General features: G+C 68.6%; 17 protein-coding genes and 1 other RNA gene. 14 read left to right on the top strand and 4 right to left on the bottom strand.

The annotated features are described in order from the left end of the window. Positions 1 to 36 precede the first annotated feature (36 nt). Both AC3G88_RS04130 and AC3G88_RS04135 read left to right on the top strand, forming a co-directional pair. Positions 37 to 2979 (top strand): PD-(D/E)XK nuclease family protein, encoded by a 2943-nt coding sequence (locus tag AC3G88_RS04130; protein WP_488893132.1) that lies wholly within the window; start codon positions 37 to 39, stop codon positions 2977 to 2979. Next, the gene (locus AC3G88_RS04135; RefSeq protein ID WP_488770373.1) at positions 2976 to 6653 is read left to right on the top strand and encodes a UvrD-helicase domain-containing protein; all 3678 of its coding nucleotides are present in this window, start codon (positions 2976 to 2978) and stop codon (positions 6651 to 6653) included. The genes AC3G88_RS04130 and AC3G88_RS04135 overlap by 4 nt, the downstream gene beginning before the upstream one ends. 131 nt (positions 6654 to 6784) lie before the next feature. Here AC3G88_RS04135 and ffs read toward each other — a convergent pair. Then, positions 6785 to 6883, bottom strand: an RNA gene (gene ffs / locus AC3G88_RS04140) — signal recognition particle sRNA small type. Positions 6884 to 7044: 161 nt separating this feature from the next. On the opposite strand from ffs, the gene AC3G88_RS04145 reads away from it, so the two are divergent. From AC3G88_RS04145 to AC3G88_RS04170, 6 genes are all read left to right on the top strand, one after another. After that, positions 7045 to 9552 carry an adenosylcobalamin-dependent ribonucleoside-diphosphate reductase gene (locus AC3G88_RS04145; RefSeq protein WP_488893133.1) on the top strand — a complete coding sequence of 836 codons (2508 nt, stop codon included), beginning with the start codon at positions 7045 to 7047 and terminating at the stop codon, positions 9550 to 9552. 334 nt (positions 9553 to 9886) lie between these two features. After that, positions 9887 to 11563, top strand: a complete 1677-nt coding sequence (locus AC3G88_RS04150; RefSeq protein WP_400392893.1) for an L-lactate permease — start codon at positions 9887 to 9889, stop codon at positions 11561 to 11563. Positions 11564 to 11691: 128 nt separating this feature from the next. Continuing rightward, positions 11692 to 14208 (top strand): DNA polymerase III subunit gamma/tau, encoded by a 2517-nt coding sequence (locus AC3G88_RS04155; protein ID WP_488770371.1) that lies wholly within the window; start codon positions 11692 to 11694, stop codon positions 14206 to 14208. A 78-nt stretch (positions 14209 to 14286) separates the two neighbouring features. Beyond that, positions 14287 to 14613: a YbaB/EbfC family nucleoid-associated protein gene (locus AC3G88_RS04160; protein ID WP_488770370.1), complete on the top strand. Its 327-nt coding sequence runs from the start codon at positions 14287 to 14289 to the stop codon at positions 14611 to 14613. Between the two features lie 37 nt (positions 14614 to 14650). After that, positions 14651 to 15265 carry a recombination mediator RecR gene (gene recR / locus AC3G88_RS04165; protein ID WP_153945296.1) on the top strand — a complete coding sequence of 205 codons (615 nt, stop codon included), beginning with the start codon at positions 14651 to 14653 and terminating at the stop codon, positions 15263 to 15265. Positions 15266 to 15267: 2 nt separating this feature from the next. Beyond that, positions 15268 to 16173, top strand: coding sequence for a LysR family transcriptional regulator (locus AC3G88_RS04170; RefSeq protein ID WP_153945295.1), 906 nt, complete (start codon positions 15268 to 15270; stop codon positions 16171 to 16173). Between the two features lie 16 nt (positions 16174 to 16189). Here AC3G88_RS04170 and AC3G88_RS04175 read toward each other — a convergent pair whose 3' ends face one another. Both AC3G88_RS04175 and AC3G88_RS04180 read right to left on the bottom strand, forming a co-directional pair. Further along, on the bottom strand, positions 16190 to 17524 hold the full coding sequence (locus tag AC3G88_RS04175; protein WP_488770369.1) for a GGDEF domain-containing protein: 1335 nt from the start codon (positions 17522 to 17524) through the stop codon (positions 16190 to 16192). Positions 17525 to 17559: 35 nt separating this feature from the next. Next, positions 17560 to 18327, bottom strand: coding sequence for a substrate-binding periplasmic protein (locus AC3G88_RS04180; RefSeq protein ID WP_488770368.1), 768 nt, complete (start codon positions 18325 to 18327; stop codon positions 17560 to 17562). Between the two features lie 264 nt (positions 18328 to 18591). Between AC3G88_RS04180 and AC3G88_RS04185 the strand changes: the two genes are divergently transcribed. The 6 genes from AC3G88_RS04185 (at position 18592) to AC3G88_RS04210 (ending at position 24804) form a co-directional block, all read left to right on the top strand. Beyond that, on the top strand, positions 18592 to 19788 hold the full coding sequence (locus AC3G88_RS04185; protein WP_488770367.1) for a CaiB/BaiF CoA transferase family protein: 1197 nt from the start codon (positions 18592 to 18594) through the stop codon (positions 19786 to 19788). Continuing rightward, positions 19785 to 20762 (top strand): hydroxymethylglutaryl-CoA lyase, encoded by a 978-nt coding sequence (locus AC3G88_RS04190; protein WP_488770366.1) that lies wholly within the window; start codon positions 19785 to 19787, stop codon positions 20760 to 20762. The genes AC3G88_RS04185 and AC3G88_RS04190 overlap by 4 nt, the downstream gene beginning before the upstream one ends. 67 nt (positions 20763 to 20829) lie before the next feature. Next, the gene (locus AC3G88_RS04195; RefSeq protein ID WP_488770365.1) at positions 20830 to 21810 is read left to right on the top strand and encodes a Bug family tripartite tricarboxylate transporter substrate binding protein; all 981 of its coding nucleotides are present in this window, start codon (positions 20830 to 20832) and stop codon (positions 21808 to 21810) included. 224 nt (positions 21811 to 22034) lie between these two features. Continuing rightward, positions 22035 to 23078 (top strand): ABC transporter substrate-binding protein, encoded by a 1044-nt coding sequence (locus AC3G88_RS04200; RefSeq protein WP_400394631.1) that lies wholly within the window; start codon positions 22035 to 22037, stop codon positions 23076 to 23078. Between the two features lie 94 nt (positions 23079 to 23172). Next, positions 23173 to 23985 carry an ABC transporter ATP-binding protein gene (locus AC3G88_RS04205; protein WP_488770364.1) on the top strand — a complete coding sequence of 271 codons (813 nt, stop codon included), beginning with the start codon at positions 23173 to 23175 and terminating at the stop codon, positions 23983 to 23985. A 27-nt stretch (positions 23986 to 24012) separates the two neighbouring features. Beyond that, positions 24013 to 24804, top strand: a complete 792-nt coding sequence (locus tag AC3G88_RS04210) for an ABC transporter permease (RefSeq protein ID WP_488770363.1) — start codon at positions 24013 to 24015, stop codon at positions 24802 to 24804. A gap of 71 nt (positions 24805 to 24875) precedes the next feature. Here AC3G88_RS04210 and AC3G88_RS04215 read toward each other — a convergent pair whose 3' ends face one another. Further along, positions 24876 to 25850, bottom strand: coding sequence for an NADPH:quinone oxidoreductase family protein (locus tag AC3G88_RS04215; RefSeq protein ID WP_488770362.1), 975 nt, complete (start codon positions 25848 to 25850; stop codon positions 24876 to 24878). Positions 25851 to 25913 lie beyond the last annotated feature (63 nt).

Genomic DNA, 25913 nt, shown 5'->3' on the forward strand with positions numbered 1-25913 from the left:
CCCCGCATCGCTGATACGTATCGGTCCCTACCATTCATGACCCGGCTTTCGTTTCCTCCAGGCCCGTCGTTTCTCGAACAGGCTGCCACGGCGACGTGGTACTTCCTTGACCACTGCGGCCCTGCAGCGTCGGCCGCGCACGTGGTCGTGCCGACGGCCGCGCAGATTCCCGGCGTGCGCCAGGCGCTCGATGCCGCGGCACGCGCGGCCGGGCAGCCGCGCCTGCTGCCGCGCGTGCTGACGCTGGGCCACTGGCTGCTGGACCTGCCTCCCGATCTCGATGCCGAACCGGCCCCAGCGCGCAGCCACGCCGCGCGCCTGCTGGCCGTGCAGCAGGCCATTCGCGCGCAGGACTGGCTGCGCACCGCGTTCGGCGCCCAGACCGAGGGCGCCGCCTGGGGGCTGGCGCAGACGCTGCTGTCGATCAGCGACGAACTGAGCGCGCGATGGCTCGAGGACGCCGCCATCCGCGAGGATGACGACGTGGATGGCGACGACCGCGCCGCGCTGCTGCAAGGTGCGCTGCAGCGTACCTACGCCCATCTGTCCGAGCGGTTTCTTGGCCAGGAGGCCCAGATCGTGCTGGCCTTCTGGCAGATGCTGTCCGGCCCGGACGACCCCTTGCCGGTCCGTCGCCGCGCCCTCCAGCGCCTGGCGCAGCAGGTAGCCGGGCCGGTGGTGTGGATCGGTCCGACGCCGCCCGAGCCCATCGAGGCCAGCTTCCTGCAACAGGCCGGCGAGGCGGTGCCGACGCTGGAAGTGGGCTACGACTGGACCGGCGGCGAAGCGGCAGCCGACGCCGACTGGTACCAGACGCTGCTGGCGCTGTGGCCCGAGGCGCGCCGTGCCGAACCGGCGCAGCCGGGCGGGGACGACGGCGAGGCCGGCGCGGATGATGGTGCCGGCAGGCTGCCCACGGATGCCACGCTGCCCGCGCTGCCCCGGACGCTGCCCGCGGCACGCCCGCGCGTGCGGGTCATCGGCAGTGCCCGTTTCGAGGACGAAGCCGCCGCTGCGGCGGCCCAGCTTGTCCAATGGCTGAACGAGGGCCGCAAGCATGTGGCCCTGGTGGCGCACGATCGCGTGGTGGCGCGCCGCACGCGCGCGCTGCTGAAGCGGGCCGGTGCGCCGGTACGCGATGAAACGGGCTGGAAGCTGTCCACCACGCGCGCGGCCGCCGCGCTGATGCGCTGGTTTGACGTGCTCGTGCGCGACGGCGATACCGCCGCCTTGCTGGACCTGCTGAAGTCGCCGTTCTGCCTGCCCGACGCCGCCCACCGTGGCGCGGCCATCGCGCTGCTGGAGCGGCAGATCCGGCGCGACGTGATTACCGGCGGCTGGACCCGGCTGCGCCACCTGTTCGCGGAGCGCGAGGGGACGGTGGTGGCCGATGCCGAGGCCATGCAGGCCAGCGACGCGACGCTGCACGTGCGCGCCGCCGCGCGCGGCCTGATCGCCACGCTGGCCGATGAAGCCGGCCAGTGGCCGCGCGGCCATGCCCAGCAGCCGCTGTCGGTCTGGCTGGGGCGGCTCGATGCCACGCTCGACGCGCTGGCGATGCGTCCCGCGCTGGCCGCCGACGATGCCGGCCAGCAATTGCTCGATGCGCTGGCGCGGCTGGCCGAACTGGCCGACGACGAAACCGGCAGCCATGCCACGCTGAACCAGCAGGAATTCCGCGCCATGCTGGCCGCGCTGCTCGAAACGGTGGCCTACAAGGAGCCGCTGGCGCAGAGCCAGTCGCGCATCACGATCCTGCCGCTCAACGGCGCGCGGATGCGCCGCTTCGACGGCGTGGTGGTGGTGGGGTGCGATGACGCCCAGCTGCCGTCCAGCGCGGCCGAGCTGATGTTCTTCTCGAACCAGATGCGGCGCGAACTGGGCCTGGAAGATCGCGAGGCACGCTTCGCGCAGCAGGCGCGCGACCTGGCCGAAGTGCTGCTCAACAACGACGACGTGGTGCTGACCTGGCAACGCTACGGCAGCCGGGGCGAGCCGCATCACGTGTCGGGCTGGATCGAGCGGCTGTCCGCCTGCTGCGCGCGCGCCGGGGCGCCGATCGAGGCCAGCGCCGCGCCGCCGCTGCTCGACACCTTCGCGCAGCCCGGCCATATGCCCGCGCCGATCGCGCCGGAACGCGTGCCGGCCCGCTGGAGCGCGGCGGCGTACAACATGCTGCGCCGGTGTCCCTATCAGTTTTTCGCGGGCCGCATGCTGGGCCTGGCCGGGCTCGAATCGCTCAACGACGACCTCGAAAAGCGCGATATCGGCAACCTGCTGCACCGCGTGCTGCTGCAGTACCACCAGGAAGTTCACGACACCGGCGAGCGCGACGACGCCCGGCGGCTGGCCCGCCTGCAGCAGATCTCCGACACCGTGTTCGGCAAGCAGATCGCGGAGGACGGTAACGCGATCAGCTACTACCGCCGCTGGTGCGAGGTGCTGCCGTCGTACGTGGCGTGGCAGGCCGCCCGCGAGGAAATGGGCTGGCACTGGCGCGGCGGCGAATTGGACGCCGGCGTCGATGTGGCGATGCCCGACGGCGTGCCGCTGCGGCTGGCCGGCCGGATCGACCGCCTCGACAAGGGCCCGGACGGCGCGCACGCGGTGCTCGACTACAAGACGCAGCCCGCCAGCCGCCTGCGCCGCAAAGTGGGCGATGCCGAGGAAGACTGCCAGCTGGCGTTCTACGGCCTGTTGCGCGCCGATGCCGTGGCCGGCAGCTGGGTGGCGCTGGAAGGCGTGAAGCAGGGCGGCCGCGACAGCGCCCCCGGCGCGCAGCGCGAAGTCGATCTGCCCGAATTCCAGGCCGCCGTGACGTGGCTGGAGCGTCAGCTGCGGCATGACGTCGGCCGTTTGCGGCAGGGCGCGAAGCTGCCCGCATTCGGCGATGCCGCGGCCTGTACTTATTGCGAAGCGCGCGGCCTGTGCCGCAAGGGCTTCTGGGAATCCACCGCCTTGCCGGATCTTCGCTCATGAACGCCAGTCAGGACATCCACCCCTATCTGCGCGATGGCCAGCCGGTGGGCGAGGCCGATTTCACACGCGCCGCGTGCGACCCGGCACGCTCGGTCGTGGTCGAGGCCTGCGCGGGCAGCGGCAAGACCTGGTTGCTGGTGGCGCGGCTGGTGCGCCTGCTGCTGGCCGGCGCCGCACCGCACGAGATCCTGGCCATCACGTTCACGCGCAAGGCCGCCGAGGAGATGCGCGAACGCTTGCTGGAAGTGCTGTCCCAACTGGCCAGCGGGTCGGACGACGCCGTGCTGGCCCAGCTGGAAATGCGCGGCCTGTCCCCCGATGCCGCGCGCGCCGCGCTGCCGCGCGCCCGCCTGCTGCATGCGCAGGTGCTGGCATCGCCGGGCCGCATGGCCATCGACACCTTCCACGGCTGGTTCGGCACGCTGCTGCGTGGCGCGCCGCTGTCGTCGGGCATCGTGCCCGGTGCGTCGCTGCGCGAGGACGCCCTGCGCATGAAGCGCGAGGCCTGGGCGCCGTTCTGGCGGGCGCTGGCCCATCCGCAGCATGCCGATCTGCGCGAAGCCTATGAACAGCTGGTCGATGCGGTGGGCGACTTCCAGGCGCGCAGCCTGCTTGATCGCATGTTCCACGCGCGCAACGAGTGGTGGGCGTTCCGGGATGCTGGCGATCCGGCGCAGCGGCTCGCCCAGGATCTCGGCGATGACGCCACGGCCGACGTGCTGGTGGAGGCGTTGGCCGACGACGACTGGCTCGAGGAATGCGCCCAGCTGGCGCTGACCCTGGGCCGGGCCGGCAAAACCGAGCAGACCCACGCGTCGCGGCTGATGGACGGCCTGCGCGCGGTCCGGGCTTGGCTCGATGCCGGCGCCGCGCCCGGCGACGCCGCCGCCCAGGCCTTCGGCGAGTTGCGCGCCGCGTTTTTCACCGACGCCGGCAAGCCGCGCTCGATGAAGGCCACCACCGCGCTGGTCAAGATCTGCGGCGGCGAAGGCGGTGCCGAAGACCTGATCGCCCGCGTGGCCGGCCATTGCGCGCGGCTCGACGATATCGCGGCCCGCCGCTGCGAGGCCGCCGTGCTGGCCATCAACCTGGCGCTCTACCGGCTCGGTGACGCCTTGCTGGAACGCTACCAGCGATACAAGGGCGAGCAGCGCGCGATGGATTTCGCCGACCTCGAATGGCTGGCCGCGCGGCTGATGGCCGACGAGGAAACCGCCACCTATCTGCAGGTGCGGCTCGATGCGCGCTATCGCCACCTGCTGCTGGACGAATTCCAGGACACCAACCCGCTGCAGTGGCGCATCCTGCAGGGCTGGCTGGCCGGCTACCAGGGCCTGGGCGACAAGCCGACCGTGTTCCTAGTGGGGGACCCCAAGCAGTCGATCTATCGCTTCCGCCGGGCCGATGCGCGCCTGTTCGATGCCGCACGCGACATGCTGCAAGCCGAGTTTCGCGCCACGGTGCTGCGTACCAACCGCACGCGGCGCAATCGTCCCGAAGTGCTGGACTGGGTCAATGCGGTGTTCGATCATGCGCGCGCCGACGGCCGGTATCCGCTCTACGAGACCCAGACCACGGCGCTGAAAGAACCCGGCGGCCCGGTCTGGCTGCTGCCGCTGGTCGAGGCGGAAGACACCGCCGGGGCGGGCGCAGCCGAGGGAGCCGTGGATGAAGCTGTGGACGGAGCGGTGGGCACCGACGACGATCGGCCTGCCGGTGACGGCCATCGCGACACGCTGACGCAGCCGCGTGTGCAGCAGGGCGATTCACTGCGCTTCGAGGAAGGCCGGCGCGTGGCCGCGTGGCTGCACTATCTGCGCGAGCAGGTGCCCGTGCGCGAGGGCGACGTGTCGCGGCCCGCCACCTGGCGCGACATGCACCTGCTGGTGCGCCGCAAGACCTATCTGCCCGACTACGAGCGCGCGCTGCGCGAAGCCGGTATCCCGTGCCTGAGCCCGCGCCGCGGCGGCCTGCTGACGACGCTGGAGGCGCTCGATATTTCGGCGCTGCTGGCGTTCCTGATGACGCCGGAGTCCGATCTCGACCTGGCGCATGTGCTGAAGAGCCCGATCGTTGGCGCCACCGACGACGACCTGATCCTGCTGGCGTCGATCGAAGGCGAAGGCGGCTGGTGGTCGCGCATGGCCAACGGGCTGCCTGAGCATGCGTCGGACGCGCTGCGCGCCGGCGTCGCCCGCTTGCGCGCCTGGCTGGCGCTGGCGCCGCACGAGCCCGTGCACGACCTGATCGACCATATCTACCACCACGGCGAGGTGCGCCGCCGCTACGCGGAGGCCGCGCCGTCGGCCATCCGCGAACAGGTGCTGGCCAACCTGGACGCCTTCCTGAAGCTGTCGCTGGACCTGGACGGCGGCCGCTACCCGAGCCTGCCGAAGTTCATCGACGAACTGCAGGAGATCCGGCGCGGCGACGAGGATGAGAGCCCGGACGAGGGCGGCATGGGCGAGGGCGTGGAAGACACCGAGGCCGAGCCCGACGACGCCGGCGACAGCCAGCTTGACGCGGTGCATATCCTGACCGTGCATGCGGCCAAGGGCCTGGAGGCGCCATTCGTGGTGCTGCTCGATGCCAACCACAGCGATCCGGCCGCCGACCGTGGCGGCATCCTGGTGGACTGGCCGCCGGCATCGAACGCGCCGCGGCATTTCTCGGCCTACGGCAAGCGCAGCGAGCGCGGCCTGGCACGGGCGCCGATGTTCGAGGCCGAAGCCGCCCTGGCCGAGCGCGAGAACTGGAACCTGCTCTACGTGGCCATGACGCGCGCGCAGCAGGGCCTGCTGGTCAGTGGCGTCAAGGGCCGGGCCAGCAAGGCCGCCAGGGACGAAGCCAACGGCGCCGAGATCGCCGGCAGCTGGTATGTGCGGCTGGCCGGGGCAGGCGTCGGCGACGCGGTGAGCGCCTATCCGGAGGCGGAAATCGCGGCCGCCGACACCTTCGGCGCGGCCAGCGAGCGCGTGCGCTACACCGATTTCCGGCTGCGCTATCGCGGCGCGGACGAGGTGGCGGCCGGGGAAGCCGCAGGAGGGACCGCTGAAGTGGTAGCCGAAGCGGTGGCAGAAGCCGGCTTCGAGGACGAGCCCGAAGCCACGGTGTTCGACGCCGAGGCTGCCGCGCATGGCGAACTGGTGCATGCGCTGCTGGAACGGCTGACGCGCTACCCGGAGGCCTTTGCCGGCGTGCCGGACGCCGCCACCGTGATGCGCTGGTTCCCGCTGGCCGGCGCCGGCGCGCCCCTGGCACGGGACCGCTGGCAGCGGCAGGCCGAGGCGGCTGTGGCGGACCTGCGCGCCATGCTGGCGGCGCCGGCGCTGCGGCCGCTGCTGTTTGCGCCCGACGCGGTGTCGGCGCGCAACGAGGTGGAGCTCTACGATGGCCGGGGCCGCCTGCTGCGGATCGACCGGCTGGTGGAGTTCGACGACCGCGTGGTCATCATCGACTACAAGCAGCGCCTGCTGCCGCAGGAACACGCCGCCTATGGCGCGCAGCTGGCGCGTTATGTGGCGGCAGTGCAGCCGGTCTTCCCGGGCAAGCGGATCGAAGCCGGCGTGGCCACGGCCGCCGGGGAATGGATCGACGCCGAAGTGCTGCGCGCTTGGACGCCCTCACGGACGTCTGTGCCAATCGCCACGACGCAGCAGGGGTCGTTGTTCTGATCCGCAAAAGAGGCGCAGAATAGGTGCTGGATTGCCGCGCGATGGCGGGTCCGCCGCGATCGGCAGGAAGGCACTATTTTGTGGGATTTTCGCGAAGAACTTCGCGGGAAGACAGAAAAAGCAGGAGGAAGGGGGACGAGCCTGACCCTCGGCACTGGTGGAAAACGGCTGTGGCTGCTTCGTTCCCGACCTGACCAGGTTGACCGCGCCACCATGCGAGGAGGCCCGTCCGACCGGCATTGTAACCCAACCTGGCGCAACGTTTCCAATTTCGTTGTTCTACGAGGGTTGTTCGACCGGAGTTTGATCTGATACCGGGGTGTCGCCCGGCCATGCTGGCAGCATGGCGGACGGCATTTTCTGCCGACTTTTCATCCAGACAGGTTGGGGCATGAACGCAAACGACCAGATCCTCCGCGGCGCACTCGTGCCGCAAGACATCTCCATCGAAGTTCTTCAGGAAAAATACGCCAAGGGCGAGGAGCGCAGCATCGACGATGTGCGCCGCCGCGTGGCGCGCGCGCTGGCCGAAGTCGAGCCGGCCGATCACCGTGACACCTGGGCCGCGCGCTTTCTCTGGGCGCTGGAAAACGGCTTCGTGCCGGCCGGGCGCATCAATTCCGCCGCCGGTACGGGCATCCAGGCCACGCTGATCAACTGCTTCGTGCAGCCCGTGGGCGATTCGGTGTCCGAGTCCCGGGACGGCAAGCCCAGTATCTATACGGCCGTGGCGCAGGCCGCTGAGACCATGCGGCGCGGCGGCGGCGTGGGCTATGACTTCTCGTCGATCCGGCCCGGCGGCGCGCTGGTGCGCGCCACGCATTCGCGCGCCTCGGGGCCGGTGTCGTTCATGAAGGTGTTCGATGCGTCGTGCGCCACGGTGGAGTCGGCCGGGGCGCGGCGCGGGGCGCAGATGGGCGTGCTGCGCTGCGACCATCCCGACATCGAGAGCTTCATCCACGCCAAGGATCGTGGCGAACTGACCAACTTCAATATCTCGATCGGCGTGACCGACGCCTTCATGCAGGCCGTGGAGGCCGACGAGGAAATCGAACTCGTGCACGAGGCCGAGCCGGGCATGGACGTGATCGCGGCCGGCGCCTACCGGCGCGACGACGGCCAGTGGGTGTATCGCCGCGTGCCGGCGCGCCGGCTGTGGGACCAGGTCATGCAGGCCACCTACGACCACGCCGAGCCCGGCATCCTGTTCCTGTCGCGCATCAATGCGGACAACAACCTGTATTACTGCGAGACGATCGAAGCCACCAACCCATGCGCCGAGCAGCCGCTGCCGTCGTATGGCTGCTGCTGCCTGGGATCGATCAACCTGACGCGCTTCGTGCGCCAGCCCTTCACCGACGAGGCCAGCTTCGACTTCGCCGCGTTTGCCGAAGTCGTGCGGGTGTCCACGCGCATGCTCGACAACGTGCTGGACGTCACGTTCTGGCCGCTGCCCGAGCAACAGGCCGAGGCGCAGGCCAAGCGCCGCATCGGGCTGGGCTTCCTGGGGCTGGGCAGCGCGCTGGTAATGCTGGGGCTGCGCTACGACACCGACGCGGCGCGCGCGCTGGCGGGCCGGATATCCGAAGCGATGCGCGACCACGCGTACCTGGCATCGGTGGAACTGGCCGACGAGAAGGGCGCCTTCCCGCTGTTCGATGCCGACGCCTACCTGCGCGGCGGCTTTGTGAGCCGGCTGCCGGACGCCGTGCGGGACGCCATTCGCACGCACGGGCTGCGCAACTCGCACCTGCTGTCGATCGCGCCGACCGGCACCATCACGCTGGCCTTCGCGGACAACGCGTCGAATGGCATCGAGCCCGCGTTCTCGTGGACGTACAACCGCCGCAAACGCATGCCCGACGACAGCTATCGCACGTTCGAGGTGGCCGACCATGCATGGCGGCTCTATCGCCATATGGGCGGCGACATGGACCATCTGCCGGACAGCTTCGTCACCGCGCTGCAGATGTCGGCGCTGGACCATATGCGGATGCTGGAAGCCGTGCAGCCGTATATCGACACCAGCATCAGCAAGACCGTCAACGTGCCGGAGGACTATCCGTACGAAGCCTTCCGCAACCTGTACCTCGAAGCCTGGAAGGCCGGCCTGAAGGGGCTGGCCACCTACCGGCCCAACCAGGTGCTGGGCGCGGTGCTGTCGGTGGCGCCGGCTCCCGACGCGCCTGCGGCGGCGGCCACGACGCCGGGCGCCCAGCAGAATGGCGACGATCCGCTGACCCGGCCGTTCGGCAGCCGTCCGCTGGGCGATCTGGAAGGCGTGACGTCCAAGGTCGAGTACCTGACCTACGAAGGCCACAAGACCGTCTACCTGACCGTGAACTTCATGCGCGTCACGGGGACGGTGGACGGCCAGCCGGTCACGATCGAACGGCCCATCGAGTTCTTCATGCCGGCCGGCCAGCGTACCGAGGGGCAGCAGTGGATCACGTCCACGATGCGGCTGCTGTCGATGGTGGCGCGCTCGGGCGGCCCGATCGCCAAGGCGCTGGCCGACATGCGCAACGTGGTGTGGGACAAGGGCACCGTGCGCTATGGATCGGTGGTGCGGCAGGATGGCACCGAGGTACCGCGCTTCCATGACTCCGAGGTGGCGGCGCTGAGCTACGCGCTGCAGCGCATCCTGATCAAGCGCGGCTTCCTGGACGACGAGGGCGGCCAGGTGCCCGTGACGGCGCTGGCCGCCCGGCTGGCCCGGCGCGACGGCGGCGAGGCGGCGGTCGCACTGGCCCGGCCGACGACGCCGGCCCAGGCCGCGACGGCCGTGACCGGCATCGGCACCGGCAAGCCATGTCCCGAATGTGGCGCGCATGCGCTGCACAAGGTCGACGGCTGCGCCAAGTGCGCCAACTGCGGCTACGTGGGCGAATGCGGCTGATCCGGCACTCGCCGAAGGGGGCGGCCCGCCGTGCACCGCCGTGCGTGGGCGGGGCCGCGCCTCCATCACATTACCTATATCGAACGATCGTTTTAAGGAGTACGCTGCGCGCGAGGATGTGAGGTGCGCCAGACTGCCCCCGCACAAACCCTGATCCCTGAATCCGGCTCATCGGGTCGATGACCGGATTTTGGGCGGTGAGCCGGGAACCCGTCCTTACAATCCCCTTTCTGTCCGGCGGGCGGCGCTTGCGTCGCTCGGCGGGGCACATGTCGTCCGGTTGTCCAGGTCCGTCAGAGGCAGGCAGCCGTATCAACCAGAGGAGGATTCAATCGTGTGGAGTCAAGTCTATGACCCGCTAGGCAGCATGGCGCTTTCGACCATCGCTGCAGGGGTTCCGGTCGCCGTGCTGCTTGCCGCGCTGGCGTTCTTTCATATGCAGGCGCACCTGGCGGCCGGCCTGGCGCTGGTGGTGGGCATCGTCGTGGCGTCGTTCGTGTTCGGCATGCCGGCGGCCATGGCCGGCAAGGCGGCGGGGCTCGGCATCGTGTCCGGCTTGTTCCCGATTGGCTGGATCGTCCTCAATATCATCTTCCTGCACCGGCTCACCACGATAAACGGGTCATTCAAGGTGTTGCAGAACTCGATCTCCGGCGTGACCGAGGATCGCCGCCTGCAACTGCTGCTGGTGGCCTTCAGCTTTGGCGCATTCTTCGAGGGCGCCGCCGGCTTCGGTACGCCGGTGGCCGTGACCGGTGCCATCCTGATCGGCCTGGGCTTCTCGCCGCTGGCCGCTTCGGGCCTGGCGCTGATCGCCAACACCGCGCCGGTGGCATTTGGCGCGCTGGGTGCGCCGATCATCGGCCTGTCGTCGGTGACGGGCATCGACCAGGTGCAGCTGTCCGCGATGATCGGCCGCCAGCTGCCGTTCTTCTCGGTGCTGGTGCCGTTCTGGCTGATCTGGGCGTTCGCGGGCTTCCGCGGCATGCTGGCGATCTGGCCGGCCATCCTGGTGGCGGGCGTCAGCTTTGCCGTGCCGCAGTTCCTGGTGTCGAACTTCCACGGCCCGTGGCTGGTGGACGTGATCTCGGCGCTGATCTCGATGGGCTGCCTGACCGGCTTCCTGAAGATCTGGCAACCGAAGGAAATCTGGACGTCCACGCGCATCCTGGGCCGCCACGACGACTCCAAGGTCGATCATCCCGAGGCACTGGAAGCCGACGCGCGGGCCAGCGCCGCATCGGTGGGCATCTCGGTGGCCAAGGCCTGGATGCCGTGGGTGATCCTGACCGTGTTCGTGTTCGTCTGGGGCGTGCCCGAGTTCAAGAAGCTGATGGACGGCATCTGGCAGTGGAAATTCCCGATCCCGGGCCTTGACAAGGCCGTCATCAAGGGCCCGCCGGTGGTGCCGAAGGAAATCGCCGAAGGCGCCGTGTTCAACTTCAACGTGCTGTCGATGGCCGGCACCGGCATCCTGGTGTCGGCGGTGGTGGGCGGCCTGCTGATGGGCTACTCGATCCCGCGCCTGTTCAAGGAATACTGGGAAACCATCAAGCTCGTGCGCTATTCACTGCTGACGATCTGCGCGATGTTCGGCATTGGCTACCTGACCCGCTACTCGGGCCTGGACGCCACGCTGGGCCTGGCGTTTGCCCAGACCGGCGTGCTGTACCCGCTGTTCGGCACGATGCTGGGCTGGCTGGGGGTGGCGCTGACCGGGTCCGACACGGCATCGAACGTGCTGTTCGGCGGCCTGCAGAAGACCACGGCCGAGCAGCTGGGCCTGTCGCCGACGCTGATGGCGGCCGCCAACAGCTCCGGCGGCGTGATGGGCAAGATGATCGACGCGCAATCGATCGTGGTGGCGTCCACGGCCACCAAGTGGTACGGCCACGAGGGCGAGATCCTGCGCTACGTGTTCTTCCACTCGATCTCGCTGGCCATCCTGGTGGGCCTCTTCGTGACGCTGCAGGCGTATGTGCATCCGTTCACGCAGATGGTGATTCACTGACGGCCGGCCAGCCCGATGTGACACGAAGCCCCGCCCCACGGCGGGGCTTTTTCGTAGGCGCCGGCCGGCCGGGGTTTGCCGGGCCGGCTCCCGATTGCCGAGGCCCGCCTTTTGCTACAATCGCCGCCATGAGTTATCAAGTTCTAGCGCGCAAATGGCGCCCACGGGATTTCACCACGCTGGTCGGCCAGGAGCACGTGGTGCGCGCGCTCACGCATGCGCTGGAACAGCAGCGGCTGCATCACGCCTACCTGTTCACCGGCACGCGCGGTGTCGGCAAGACCACGTTGTCCCGGATCCTGGCCAAGGCGCTCAATTGCACGGGCCCGGACGGCAGCGGCGGCATCACCGCCCAGCCCTGCGGACAGTGCAAGGCCTGCCTGGAGATCGATAGCGGGCGGTTCGTCGACTATATCGAGATGGACGCGGCGTCGAACCGTGGCGTGGACGAGATGGCGCAGCTGCTCGACAAGGCGGTCTATGCGCCGACGGTCGGCCGCTTCAAGGTCTACATGATCGACGAAGTGCACATGCTGACCAACCACGCCTTCAACGCGATGCTGAAGACGCTGGAAGAGCCGCCCGGGCACGTCAAGTTCATCCTGGCCACGACCGATCCGCAGAAGATCCCCGTCACCGTCCTGTCACGCTGCCTGCAGTTCAACCTGAAGCAGATGCCGCCGGGGCATATCGTGTCGCACCTGGACCATATCCTGGGCCAGGAAGGTATCCACCACGACGGCAGTGCGCTGCGCCTGCTGGCGCAGGCTGCCCATGGGTCGATGCGCGACGCGCTGTCGCTGACCGACCAGGCCATCGCGTACAGCGCCGGCCAGGTGTCCGAGGAAGCCGTGCGCGGCATGCTCGGGGCGATCGACCAGAGCTTCCTGGTGCAATTGCTCGATGCGCTGGCCGCCGAGGACGGCGCCGCGATGCTGGGCATTGCCGATTCGATGGCCGACCGAAGCCTGTCGTTTGCCGGCGCGCTGCAGGACCTGGGCTCGCTGCTGCACAAGATCGCGCTGGCCCAGGCCGTGCCGGCATCGGTGCAGGACGAATGGCCCGAAGCCGAGGATGTGCGTCGCCTGGCCGGCCAGTTCGACGCGCAGGAAATCCAGCTGTTCTACCAGATCGCCAACCTGGGCCGCAGCGAGCTTGCGCTGGCGCCGGACGAATATGCCGGCTTCACGATGACGCTGTTGCGCATGCTGGCCTTCCGGCCGTCGGCCACGCCTGCCGCGCCGCTGGGCGGGCAGGGCGGTGGCGGCCAGGCCGTGGCGCGGCCGCGTCCGGCCAGCCCGCCGGCCGCCGCGCCCCGTGCCATGCCGGCTGCGCCGGTGGCTCAGGCTCCCGAAGCCGTGCCGGTGAAGGCTGCCGCGCCCCAAGCGCCCGTGGCCCGGGCGCTTGCACCGAACGCCGAGACGCCAGTTGCCGATGTGGCGAAGGCCGTCGTTCCGCCCATGCCCGAGCCGGTAGCGGAACCGGTTGCAACGCCCATGGCAGCCGCGCCGGCGCGTGCCGAAGTCCCCGCATCCCCGGTCGTTGCCGAAGCGCCCGCCGCGCCGGCCAGCAGCCGCACCGCCATGTCTCCGGCCCGTGCCGCCCTGGAAGCCGCGCGTCAGGCGTCGGCGGGCAAGGGTGCTTCGCGTCCGGCCGGCGCCAGCGCGCCGCCGATGGCTGGCGCCGCAGCCGCGTCCAGTCAGCGCCCGGCGGCCCAGCCGCTGCGTCCGCCCTCGGCTTCGCGCCCGGCGACCACGGCCGCACCGGCACCGGCACCCGCATCCGCGCCACCGGCCCGGCCCACTGCCGCCGCACCGGCTGCGCCCGCCGCGGCCGCCGTGCCTGTTGCGCCCGCCGTGCCTGGGGCAGTCGCCCAGCAGGCCCCGGCCGCGTCGGAGCCCATGCGCGAGCGCCCGGCGCATGCTGCCGCCAGCCCCGCTCGGCCGGCACAGCCTGCCGCCGATGTGCCGCCGTGGGAAGCCGCCGGTGGCAGCGATGTCCCGCCGTGGGAAGCCATGCCGGCCGACATGCCGGTGATCGGCCCCTACGATAGCGATCCGGGCTTCGACCCCAACTTTGGCGGGTACGACAACGGGTTCGAATCGGAAGGCTTCGACCGCGCGCCGCGTGGCGCCGGACGTGCTGCCCCGGGCCAGTCCGCCCAGCCCCAGGCCCGCAAGGCGGCGCCCGAGCCCGAGCCGGCGGTCGCGCTGGCACCGGCCGTGCCGCCGGTGGCGCCGAGCGCGTCCGACGACGGTACGCCGCCGGTCTTCACGGGCGACTGGCCGGCGCTGGCCGCCAGCCTGCCGCTCAAGGGCCTGGCGCAGCAGCTGGCGCATCAGAGCGAGCTGCACCGCGTGGTGGGCCGGACGTTGCATCTGCGCGTGCCGGTGGCGGCCATTGGCGAGGCCAATGTGGCCGAGCGCCTGCAAACGGCGCTCAATGAACACTTTGGCGTCGAGGTCCGCGTGCATTGCGAGATCGGCGCCGTGACCCATACCGCGGCGGCCGTCGAAGCCGCGGCGCGTGCCGAGCGCCAGCGCGAGGCCGAGGCCGAGATTGACCGGGACCCGTTCGTACAGGGCCTGCTGCGCGAATTCGGCGGGCAGATCGTGCCCGGCTCCGTGCAGCCGCGCGCTGCCTGATTTCGAGAGGCGGCCCGCCTGGATCGACACCATGCGGCGCCGTCCCACCCCATACACACATATCGAAGGAGTGATGCCATGATGAAAGGCCAACTGGCGGGGCTGATGAAGCAAGCCCAGCAGATGCAGGACAACATGAAGAAGATGCAGGAGCAGCTGGCCCAGATCGAGGTCGAGGGCCGGTCCGGCGCCGGTCTGGTGAAGGTGCTGATGACCTGCAAGAACGACGTGAAGCGCGTGACGATCGATCCGAGCCTGCTGGCCGACGACAAGGACCTGCTCGAAGACCTGGTCGCTGCCGCGTTCAACGACGCCGTGCGCAAGGCCGAGGCCACCACGCAGGAAAAAATGGGCTCGATGACCTCGGGCCTGCCGCTGCCCCCGGGCTTCAAGCTGCCGTTCTGATCGACGTCCCCATGCGCGCATTGTTCCAGGCGGTGCCATGAAGGCGGCGCCGCCCACTTCGCTGCAGGCGCTGATCGAGGCGCTCAAGGTGCTGCCCGGCGTGGGGCCGAAATCGGCCCAGCGCATGGCGTATCACCTGCTGCAGCATGATCGCGACGGCGCGCGCAAACTGGGCGACGCGCTGCGTGGCGCCGCCGATGGCATCCGCCATTGCGAACGCTGTAATACGTTCACCGAGCAGGACATCTGCGAGACCTGCCGCGACCCCGCCCGCGACGCCGCGCTGCTCTGCGTGGTGGAAACGCCCGCCGACCAGGTCATGATCGAACAGACCCTGACCTATCGCGGGCAGTACTTCGTGCTGATGGGGCGGCTGTCGCCGCTCGACGGCATCGGCCCGAAGGAAATTCATCTGGATCGCCTGCTGGCGCGTGCCACCGACCCGGAGTACGGCGGTCCGGCCACCGAGGTGATTGTCGCCACCAACTTCACCAGCGAAGGCGAGGCCACCGCGCACTACATCGGCGAAATGCTCAAGGCGCGCGGGCTCAAGGTGTCGCGCCTGGCGCGCGGCGTGCCGGTGGGTGGCGAACTCGAATACGTGGACGCGGGTACCATTGCCCGCGCCGTGATGGACCGGCGCACGCTCTGACCATGAACCTGGCGCGCTTCGATCTCGTGACGCTGGGCCTGTTCGTGGCCGTGGCCCGGCAGGGCAGCATCTCGGCCGGCGCGCGCCAGTCGCATCTGGCCGTGGCGGCCGCCAGCAAGCGGATTTCCGACCTGGAAACCGCCGTCGGCGCACCGCTGTTCTTCCGTCATGCGGCGGGGGTGCAGCTGACCGAGGCGGGGCAGGCCTGCTTTCACCACGCGCTGACCATCCTGCAGGACGTTGAGCGCATGGCCGGCGTGATGTCCGACTATGCGTCCGGCGTGCGCGGCCAGGTGCGCGTTTGCGCCAACACGTCGGCCATTACCCAGTTCCTGCCCGACGACCTGGCGCAATTCATGCGCCAGCATCCCACCATCCGCATCGAGCTCGAAGAGCACAACAGCAGCGACATCGTGGCCGCGCTGATGGAAAACCGGGCCGACGTCGGCATCTTTGCCGACCGCACGCCTTGCACCGGGCTGGTCACGGTCGAATACCGGCAGGACGAACTGGTCATCATCACGCCGCCGGGCCATCCGCTGGCCCAGGACGGTCCGGTGCATTACGCCGATGCGCTCGAATACGACTTCGTCAGCCTGCCCCAGGTGACGTCGCTGGCCGCGCGGCTGCTCGAAGAGAGCAGCCGGCTGGAACGCCAGTTCCGCCTGCGCATCCAGGTGCGCAGCTTCGACGCGATGTGCCGCATGGTGATGGCGGGGCTGGGGGTGGGTGTGCTGCCGCGCATCGCCGCCGAGCCGCATGTGAAGTCGATGGGGCTGTCGTTGGTGGGGTTGCGCGATGCCTGGGCCCGCCGGTCGTTGCTGATCGGCATGCGCGACCCAGCCGGCCTGACCGTGTCGGCCCGGCTGCTGATTGCCCACCTGTGCGGGGACCGCGCCCCGTTCTGAGCACTGCCCCGCCGGGCTATGGGGTGGTCAAGCCCTCGTCCGCGTACTCCACGCGGTCTCGTCCGTTGTTCTTGCCGCGATAGAGCGCCTGGTCGGCTCGCGAGATCATCCCGTGGATGGTGTCGCCGGGCTGCACGCTGGCCACGCCCAGGCTGGCGGTCATGTCTCCCGTCACCGAAAACGCCCGCTCGGACACCGTGCGGCGCAGCCGTTCGGCAAACTGCACGGCGACCTCGGGCGTGGCGTCGGGGCAGATGATCAGGAATTCCTCGCCGCCCCAGCGGCCCACGGTATCGGCATCGCGCGTGATTTCCAGGATGCGCTCGGCCATTTCCACCAGCACCCGGTCGCCGATCTGATGGCCATGGTTGTCATTGATGGCCTTGAAGCGGTCCACGTCGATCAGGATGATCGAAAACAGGCTGCCGTCGCGTCGGTGGCGTTCCAGCTCGCTGATCAGCACCGCGTCCAGATGGCGCCGGTTGAACACGCCGGTCAGCTGGTCGGTCTTGGACAGCGCCTCGAGCTGCAGATTCTTCTCGACCAGTTCGGCCTGGGTGGCCTGGATCTGTGCAAAGGCCTCGTGGCTGCGCTGGATGGCGGCCCGCACCGTCAGTTCGGCTTCGGTCCGTTCGGCGATGATCAGCTTGAGCTTGCGCAACACCTGGTTGAAGCCGTCGATGACGCTGTCGAACTCGGTACGGCCCAGCCGCGATAGTTCGTCGAGCTCGTCGCCGTGGCTCGACGCCAGCTGGAACAGCGCGCGCTGCAGGTGTTCCAGCGGGCGGAATACCATGCGCAGCCCAAAGGTCAGCAGCAGCACCAGCACCACGTCGATGGCGGCCACTTCGGTAATGCCCTGGATCATCGCCGCGCGCAGCGCCCGGTGCATCGGCTGGCGCGAGAACCGGATCACGGCCGTGCCGATCGACTGCTCGCGGCGCGCGGCATCGATATTGGCCGGCGGGTAGATCCGCACCTCGCTCAGCACGTCGTGCGGTCCGGCCACGGTGCAAGGGGCGGTGCCCGGCGCGGCAGGGCGGCCGGCCATGGCATAGGATTCCTTGCCGTCGGGCGAGAACACGCAGGCCTCGGAGACTTCGGGGTGCACCAGCGTGGCTTCCAGGCGGGAGCGCAGGATGCCGACATTGAGCGCCCAGGCAGGTTCGGCCAGGCTCTGGCCCAGGCCATCCATGATCTCCGCGCGGGTCCGCTCGAAGCGGCGCGCGAGTTCCTGCTGCAACTGCCACTGGCGATGCGCGGCAAAGGCCCCCAGCGTTGTCGTGGTGACAACGATGAACAGCACGATCATTCTGTTCCGGATCGAATGAACCGGGGGCAGCAGTGGCATGAAGGGCTCGATCCTGGAGGATTCAGGGAGGGATTCTATTCATCCACTGCCTTGTTGAACAGCGCGCGGAAGCGGGCCAGCTCCGGATGCGATGCCTCGTACTGCTTGCTGAAGCCGATATGCACGGTCTCGGTCTTGACGTTCAGCACGCGCCTGGACTTGTAGCGCATGCGCTCGGGCAGGCCGCGCGCCTCCAGCGTGACCAGCGCCTCGTTCAGGACCACGCTGGGGTTGACCACGCAGTCGATCTCTCCCACCAGCATCTTCTTGACCAGGTCCTGGAACTCGTGGCCCTCGACAACCTCGATCCGGCCTTCCCGGGCGAACTGGAAGAATCGCGGCCCCGGGGCCAGGTAGCCGCGCTGGTTACCGAACTTCAGGCCGGCAAAATCGTCGGGATAGGTGCGGAAGGTACGGCCTTCCACGGCATCGCGATTGCAGTGGACGGCCACGTCCTCGGCGTAGAACGCCTTCGAATGGTTCAGGTAGGGCCGTTCCTTCGGACGGTAGTAGACGCCCAGGATGCCGGCGCTGTTGCCGGACCTGGCCTCCTCGACCACGCGCGCCCATGAGGCGAAGCGGATCTCGACCCGGTATTCGGGCGGCAGCCGTTTCAGCACGCGCTGCACGCTGTCGATGTAGGCGCCCCGGGGGACGCCGTTTTCCTCATAGGACAGCGGCCGCTGGGCGGCTTCCGAATACAGCACGATGGTCGTCGTGGCGGGCGTCTGCGCCAGCGCGGACGTGGCCATCCAGCCGGCGCAGGCGGCGCAGAGAATCCGGCAGAAGCGGAAAAATCGCATGGTGACGAAGCCGCGGAGGGTGGGTGGCGGGCGCGCAGCGTGCCGGAACGGTGCCGGAACTGCGCCCGGGAGGTGTCCCGGATAACGGCAACTCCGGACCGGAAGTTGACCCATCCCCTCGTCAGGGTTAGCCCCAATCTTTCGCATTCCGAGATAGCCCGCTTTCCGGAATGCCGATTCCGCGTCACCCCGAAGCTGCGGCACACTCCGTCGAAACCAAGCCAAATCCCCCGCATGGGTCAGTTTCACGGAGACATTTCCAGCATGGCGCAACAGATTCTCAATGGCATCAAGGTCCTCGAACTGGGCCAGTTGATCGCCGGCCCCTTTGCCGCCAAGACCCTTGCCGATTTTGGTGCGCACGTGGTCAAGGTGGAACCGCCCGGCCAGGGCGATCCGCTACGAAAGTGGCGCATGCTTCACGAAGATACCTCGGTCTGGTGGGAAGCCCAGTCGCGCAACAAGCAGTCGATTGCCATCGACCTGCGCCAGCGAGAAGGGCAGGACCTCGTGCGCCAACTGGCCGCCGAGGCCGACGTGCTGATCGAGAACTTCCGTCCGGGCACCATGGAAAAGTGGGGCATGGGCTGGGATGTGCTGCACGCGGCCAACCCCAGGCTGATCATGCTGCGCGTGTCGGGCTACGGCCAGACGGGACCGAAGCGCGACGAGCCCGGCTTTGCCGCCGTGGCCGAGGCCATGAGCGGGCTGCGCTACCTGACGGGCGAACCGGGCCGGCCGCCGGTGCGCGCCGGCCTGTCGCTGGGCGACACCATTGCCGGGCTGCATGGCGCGCTGGGCGTGCTGCTGGCGCTGTACGAGCGAGACGCGCGCGGCGGCAAGGGCCAGGTCATCGACGTGGCGCTTTATGAGTCGCTGTTCAATCTCAGCGAAAGCCTGCTGCCCGAGTATTCGGCATTTGGCGCGGTGCGCCAGCCCGCGGGCGGGGCGCTGCCGGGCATCGCGCCGTCCAATGCCTATCCGTGCGGCTGCGGCGAATACGTGCTGATCGCCGCCAATGGCGACGCGATCTTCAAGCGGCTGATGGCCGCGATGGGCCGCGACGACCTGGGTGAGGACCCGGACCTGGCCCGCAACGACGGCCGCGTCAAGCGGGTGGACGACATCGACGCCGCAATTGCCGCCTGGACCCGCACGCAGACGGTGGCCTCGGCGCTGGAAGTGCTGCGCGCCGCCGACGTGCCGTCCGGCCGCATCTATACGGTCAAGGACATCGCCGAAGACCCGCACTACCGCGCCCGCGAAGTCATCGAGACGGTGACGTCGGCCAAGGGCCTCACCGTGGAAGTGCCGGGCGTCTTCCCGAAGCTGTCGAGCAATCCCGGTGCCATCCATGACCGCGCGCCCACGCTGGGCGAGCATACCGACAACGTGCTGGCGCAGGCCGGCTTCGACGCGGCGGCCATTGCCGACCTGCGCGCCCGTGGAGTGATCGCATGAGTCAACCCATCGCCCAGACCTATCCGCTGGCAGGGCCGGCGCGCATCGAGATCAACGACGTGGCGCCGCGCGACGGGCTGCAGATTGAGCCGTTCGTGGTGCCCACCGAAGGCAAGGTCGCCTTCGTCAACGCTCTGGCCCATTGCGGGTTTGCGCGCATCGAGGCGACCTCGTTCACGTCGGCCCGGGCCATTCCCGCCCTGGCCGATGCCGAGGCCGTGATGCACCAGATCGAGCGCGTGCCGGGCGTGCGCTACACGGTGCTGGTGCCGAACCTGCGCGGCCTGGAGCGCGCGCTGTCGTGCCGCCCGGACGAAGTGAACCTGGTGATGTCGTCCAGCGAGACGCATAACCGCGCCAACCTGCGCATGACGCGCGAACAGTCGAAGGCCCAGTTGCTGGCGATGATCGACGAGGCCGGCAAGGCCGGCGTGCCGGTCAACGTCTCGCTGTCCACGGTGTTTGGCTGCCCGTTCGAGGGCGAGGTCAGCGACGCCGACGTGATGGCGCTGGCGCGCACGTTTGCCGACGCCGGCGCGGCCGGCATCACGCTGTGCGACACCACGGGCATGGCCTATCCGAACCAGGTGGCCGCGCTGTGCGAGACGTTCCAGCGCGCGCTGCCGCAGACCGGCCTGACGATCCACCTGCACAACACGCGCGGCATGGGCCTGGCCAATGCCATCGCGGCGTGGCAGACCGGCGTGACGCGCTTCGACGCGGCGGCCGGCGGCCTGGGCGGCTGCCCGTACGCGCCGGGCGCCAGCGGTAACGTCAGCACCGAGGAACTGGTGCATATGTTCGCGGCGATGGGCGTCGATACCGGCGTCGACCTCGACGCGCTGCTGAACGTGGTGGGCGGGGTGTCGGAACTGGTGCAGCGCGACGTGCCCAGCCAGCTGCTGCGCGCCGGCCCGCGCCTGCGCACGCACCAGCCGCCCGCTTGGATGGCGGAGTTCTTCGCCAACGCCTGACCGGGCCGCAGAACAACAGGATTTTCGGATTTTCGGGTCCCCCAAATAAGACATACGGAGACAAAGCATGAAACGCAACCTCATCGGCGCCTGCGCCGCGCTGGCCGCTGCCGGCCTGACTGTCGGCACCACCGTCCAGGCCCAGGACGGCTCCTATCCCAATCGCCCGGTCATGCTGGTGGTGTCGGCGGCCGCCGGCGGCACCACCGACCTGGCGGCGCGCCTGATCTCCGAGCCGCTGTCGAAGGCGCTGGGCCAGTCGGTGGTGGTCGACAACAAGCCGGGCGGCAACGGCACCATCGCCGCGCAAGCCGTGCAGCGCGCCAAGGCTGACGGCTACACGCTGCTGGTGCAGTACTCGGGCTACCACGTGATCACGCCGCTGCTGACCAAAACGTCGTGGGACCCGGTCAAGGATTTCCAGCCCGTGGCCAACCTGCTGTCGGCGCCGCAGGTGCTGGTGGTGCGCCCGAGCCTGCCGGTGAAGTCGCTCAAGGAACTGGTGACCTACGCCAAGGCCAATCCGAACAAGCTCAACTACGCATCGTCGGGTAACGGGTCGCTGCAGCACGTGTCCACCGAACTGCTGAACCAGATGGCCGGCATCCAGATCACGCACGTGCCTTACAAGGGGACCGGCCCGGCCATGACCGACCTGCTGGGCGGCAACGTCGACATGACGATCACCACGCCGCCGCCGCTGATGGGCCATATCGCCGCCGGCAAGCTGCGCCCGCTGGTGGTGACGAGCAAGTCGCGCCTGGAAAGCCTCAAGGAGGTACCGTCGGCACCGGAAGCGGGCTACCCCGACCTGGATGTCTCGTCGTGGTTTGCCATGTACGCGCCGGCGGGCACGCCCAAGGCCGTGGTGGACAAGCTGACCACCGAGATCGAGAAGATCATGAAGACCGAGGCGTTCCGCAAGAAGGCCGAGGAACTTGGCGCCGAGGCGAAGTACATGAACCCGCAACAGCTCGACCAGTACCAGAAGGCCGAACTGCAGCGTTGGGCCAAGGTGATCAAGTCCGCCAACATCCACGCGGAATAAGCCGCCGGGCAGGGCAGGCCAGCGGATGGAAGGCCCGTGGCGGCGGCACGGCCGTCGCGGCTGCCTCATTGTGCCGACATTAGGTGTTGATCCCGATGCGGACACTGGCTGTGTCCGGTAGCATCGCCGGGAGCCGCTTGGGCGGCGTCCCGGCTTTCGTGCGTCGGCACGCGGCGCGCCCTCATCCAAACAGAAGCAGGAATCGGAAAAGGCAGGAGACCCCCATGTACAACAAACCTTTCTGGAAGCAGTTGCTGATTGCACTGGCGCTGTTCCTGGCCGGCTGGTTCACGTTCGGCAGCGCCTTCGCGCAGGGCAAGCCCGAGAAGCAGAAGGTGACCATCGCCGTGGGTGGCAAGAACCTGTTCTACTACCTGCCGCTGACGATTGCCGAGCGGCTGGGCTACTTCAAGGAAGAAGGACTCGACGTGGAGATCGTCGATTTCGCCGGTGGCGCCAAGGCGCTGCAGGCCGTGGTGGGCGGCAGCGCCGACGTGGTGTCGGGAGCCTACGAGCACACCATCAACCTGCAGGCCAAGGGCCAGCACTACCAGGAATTCGTGCTGCAGGGCCGCGCCCCGCAGATCGTGCTGGTGACGTCGAACAAGACCATGCCCAACTTCAAGTCGATTGCCGACCTGAAAGGCAAGAAGATCGGCGTGACCGCGCCGGGCTCGTCGACCAACATGATGGCCAATTTCGTGCTGGCCAAGGCCGGGCTGAAGCCGTCGGACGTGTCGTTCATCGGCGTGGGCGCGAGCGCCGGCGCGGTGGCCGCGATGCGCTCGGGGCAGATCGACGCCATGGCGAACCTGGACCCGGTGATCTCGATGCTGACGCAGAAGAACGAGGTCAAGATCGCCTCGGACACGCGCACCCTCAAGGAAACGCAGTCGGTGTTCGGCGGCAACATGCCGTCGGGCTGCCTGTATGCGTCGACGAAGTTCATCGAGCAGAACCCCAACACGACCCAGGCGCTGACCAACGCCATGGTGCGCGCACTGAAGTGGCTGCAGGCGGCCGGCCCGTCGGACATCGTCAAGACCGTGCCGGAGAGCTACCTCCTGGGCGACCGCGCGCTGTACCTGGCGGCCTGGGACAAGGTAAAGGAAGCGATCTCGCCGGACGGCCTGATGCCGGCCGACGGCCCCAAGACCGCGCTGAACACGCTGCAGCAGTTCGATCCCGACCTGAAGGGCAAGGCGATCAAGCTGGATGGCACTTTTACGAATTCGTTCGTGCAGAAAGCCAACGCCAAGTACAAGTGAGCATTGCGCCCCGTCCGGGGCGTCTTTCGTCGCCCGCCGCGCCCGCCCTGCATGGGCGCCCGGCGGGCGAAACGTTTCTCAGAGTCATGCCGTCATGAGCACGCCTGCACTTTCCCTTGAAAACGTGACCTGCACCTTCGTCTCGCGCGAAGACCGCTCGCAGCGGTATACCGCTGTGCGCGATGTCACGATGTCCATCCAGCCTGGCGAATTCCTTTCCGTGGTGGGGCCTACCGGCTGCGGCAAGTCCACGCTGCTGAATGTATCGGCCGGCCTGCTGGAGCCGTCCAGCGGCACCGTGCGTGTCTTCGGCGAGCCGTTGGCCGGCATCAATACCCGCGCCGGCTACATGTTCCAGGCGGAGGCACTGATGCCGTGGCGCAGCGCGCTGGACAACGTGATCGCCGGCCTGGAATTCCGTGGCGTTCCGCGCGCCGACGCCGTGGCGCAGGGCGAGGAATGGCTGCGCCGCGTGGGCCTGGGCGGGTTTGGCGACCGTTATCCGCACCAGCTGTCGGGCGGCATGCGCAAGCGCGTGAGCCTGGCGCAAACGCTGGTGATGGACCCCGACATCATCCTGATGGACGAGCCGTTCTCGGCGCTGGACATCCAGACCCGCCAGCTGATGGAAAACGAAGTGCTGGACCTGTGGGCCGCCAAGCGCAAGGCCGTGCTGTTCATCACCCACGACCTGGACGAGGCGATTGCGATGAGCGACCGCGTGGTGGTGCTGTCGGCCGGCCCGGGCACCCATCCAATTGGCGAATTTACGATCGACCTGCCGCGTCCGCGCGATGTGGCCGAGATCCGCAACCATCCGCGCTTCGTGGAACTGCACGCCGCCATCTGGGACGTGCTGCGCGAGGAAGTGCTCAAGGGCTACGCGCAGCAGCGCAAGGTGGCCTGATTTACCGGACCCGACAATAACAAGATCATGGCTTTTCGTGCTGATTCCAAAGGCATGCTGCGCGTCTGGCAGCTGCTGCTCCTGGTGGTGATCCTGGTCGTTTGGCACGTCGCCACGCGCTCGCAGGAGGTGGCGTTCTTCTTTGGCGAACCGTTGATGGTGGCGCAGCGGATCTGGAACTGGTTCGTCGTCGAACGCGATATCTATATCCATCTGGGCGTGACCCTGCTGGAAACCGTGCTGGCCTTTGGCATCGGCACCGTGGCCGGGCTGGGCGTGGGGCTGTGGCTGGCGCTGAGCCCGTTCACGTCAGCCGTGCTCGATCCCTACGTGAAGGCCGCCAACTCGATGCCGCGCGTGATCCTGGCGCCGATCTTCGCGGTCTGGTTCGGCCTCGGCATCTGGTCGAAGGTGGCGCTGGCCGTCACGCTGGTGTTCTTCATCGTGTTCTTCAACGTCTACCAGGGCGTGAAGGAAGTGAGCCCGGTGGTGCTGGCCAACGCCCGCATGCTGGGCGCCAACAAGCAGCAGCTGCTGCGCCATGTGTACCTGCCCAGCGCCACGAGCTGGGTGTTCTCGTCGCTGCATACGTCGGTGGGCCTGGCGTTCGTGGGGGCGGTGGTGGGCGAGTACCTGGGGTCCGCGCGCGGCGTCGGCTACCTGATCCTGCAGGCCGAGGGCACGTTCGACATCAACACGGTGTTTGCCGGCATCGTGGTCCTGACGGCCTTCGCGCTGGTGCTGGACTGGATGGTGACGGCGGGCGAAAAGCGCCTGATGAAGTGGCAGCCGCAGAGCGGCGAGACGGAGAAACTCTGATCGTTCGTTGAGGGTTTTCTCCCCTCTCCCGCGAGCGGGAGAAGGGAGCAAACCGGTCGGGCATTGCAGCTTTACGGGGTAATGACGATCTTCCCAGTCACCTTGCGCGCTTCCATGTCCTTGAGCGCCTGCGGGGCCTGTTCCAGCGGATACCGTGCCGAGATATGCGGACGGATCTTGCCTTCCTTCATCCAGCCGAGCATCTGGGCCATGTTGGCCTGGTTGGCCTTCGGCTCGCGCCGCGCGAAGTCGCCCCAGAACACGCCGACCAGCGACGCGCCCTTGAGCAGCGCCAGGTTCAGCGGAATCTTCGGAATTTCGCCATTGGCGAAGCCCACGACCAGATAGCGGCCCCGCCAGCCAATCGAACGGAAGGCCGGTTCCGCGTAGACGCCGCCCACCGGGTCGTAGATCACGTCCGGACCCTTGCCGTCGGTCAGCGCCTTGATGCGCTCGCGCAGGTCTTCGGTGGTGTAGTTGATCAAGGCGTCTGCGCCGTGTTCCTTGCAGACCGCCAGCTTTTCGTTGGTGGACGCCGCGGCGATCACGCGGGCGCCAATGGCCTTTCCGATTTCGATAGCCGCCAGGCCCACGCCGCCGGCTGCGCCCAGCACCAGCATGGTTTCGCCGGCCTTCAGCTCGCCGCGGTCCACCACGGCGTGGTGCGACGTGCCGTAGGTCAGCGTGAACGCGGCGGCCACGTCGAAGTCGATGCCGGGCGGCATCGGCACCACGGCCTTGGCCGGCGCGCGGGCCTGGGTGGCAAACGCGCCGTTGCCCAGATAGGCAATCACCTTGTCGCCGGGCTTCACATGCGTGACACCGGCGCCGACGGCATTGACCACCCCGGCCAGCTCCGAGCCGGGCGAAAACGGCAACTCGGGCTTGGCCTGGTATTTGTTCTGGATGATGAGCACATCCGGGAAGTTCACGCCGGCGGCCTTGACGTCGATGACGACTTCGCCGTCGCCGGGCACCAGGTCGGGCAGGGTTTCCAGCGCCAGCGAATCGGGCGGGCCCCAGGCTTTGCACAGTACGGCTTTCATTGTGTCTCCCATGTGTGATGTGGTCTTGCCGGTGCCGTGCCCGGCAGGAACGCCGGGGCGGCC

Source organism: Cupriavidus sp. 86D6, from assembly GCF_057815095.1.

Excerpts from the sequence above, each read along its gene's own strand:
- AC3G88_RS04200 (WP_400394631.1), top strand. The coding sequence starts at position 22,035 with ATGTACAACAAACCTTTCTGGAAGCAGTTGCTGATTGCACTGGCGCTG.
- AC3G88_RS04195 (WP_488770365.1), top strand. The coding sequence starts at position 20,830 with ATGAAACGCAACCTCATCGGCGCCTGCGCCGCGCTGGCCGCTGCCGGC.
- AC3G88_RS04210 (WP_488770363.1), top strand. The coding sequence starts at position 24,013 with ATGGCTTTTCGTGCTGATTCCAAAGGCATGCTGCGCGTCTGGCAGCTG.
- AC3G88_RS04170 (WP_153945295.1), top strand. The coding sequence starts at position 15,268 with ATGAACCTGGCGCGCTTCGATCTCGTGACGCTGGGCCTGTTCGTGGCC.
- AC3G88_RS04205 (WP_488770364.1), top strand. The coding sequence starts at position 23,173 with ATGAGCACGCCTGCACTTTCCCTTGAAAACGTGACCTGCACCTTCGTC.
- AC3G88_RS04135 (WP_488770373.1), top strand. The coding sequence starts at position 2,976 with ATGAACGCCAGTCAGGACATCCACCCCTATCTGCGCGATGGCCAGCCG.
- AC3G88_RS04155 (WP_488770371.1), top strand. The coding sequence starts at position 11,692 with ATGAGTTATCAAGTTCTAGCGCGCAAATGGCGCCCACGGGATTTCACC.
- AC3G88_RS04190 (WP_488770366.1), top strand. The coding sequence starts at position 19,785 with ATGAGTCAACCCATCGCCCAGACCTATCCGCTGGCAGGGCCGGCGCGC.
- AC3G88_RS04215 (WP_488770362.1), bottom strand. The coding sequence starts at position 25,850 with ATGAAAGCCGTACTGTGCAAAGCCTGGGGCCCGCCCGATTCGCTGGCG.
- recR (WP_153945296.1), top strand. The coding sequence starts at position 14,651 with ATGAAGGCGGCGCCGCCCACTTCGCTGCAGGCGCTGATCGAGGCGCTC.
- AC3G88_RS04175 (WP_488770369.1), bottom strand. The coding sequence starts at position 17,524 with ATGCCACTGCTGCCCCCGGTTCATTCGATCCGGAACAGAATGATCGTG.
- AC3G88_RS04185 (WP_488770367.1), top strand. The coding sequence starts at position 18,592 with ATGGCGCAACAGATTCTCAATGGCATCAAGGTCCTCGAACTGGGCCAG.
- AC3G88_RS04130 (WP_488893132.1), top strand. The coding sequence starts at position 37 with ATGACCCGGCTTTCGTTTCCTCCAGGCCCGTCGTTTCTCGAACAGGCT.
- AC3G88_RS04145 (WP_488893133.1), top strand. The coding sequence starts at position 7,045 with ATGAACGCAAACGACCAGATCCTCCGCGGCGCACTCGTGCCGCAAGAC.
- AC3G88_RS04160 (WP_488770370.1), top strand. The coding sequence starts at position 14,287 with ATGATGAAAGGCCAACTGGCGGGGCTGATGAAGCAAGCCCAGCAGATG.
- AC3G88_RS04180 (WP_488770368.1), bottom strand. The coding sequence starts at position 18,327 with ATGCGATTTTTCCGCTTCTGCCGGATTCTCTGCGCCGCCTGCGCCGGC.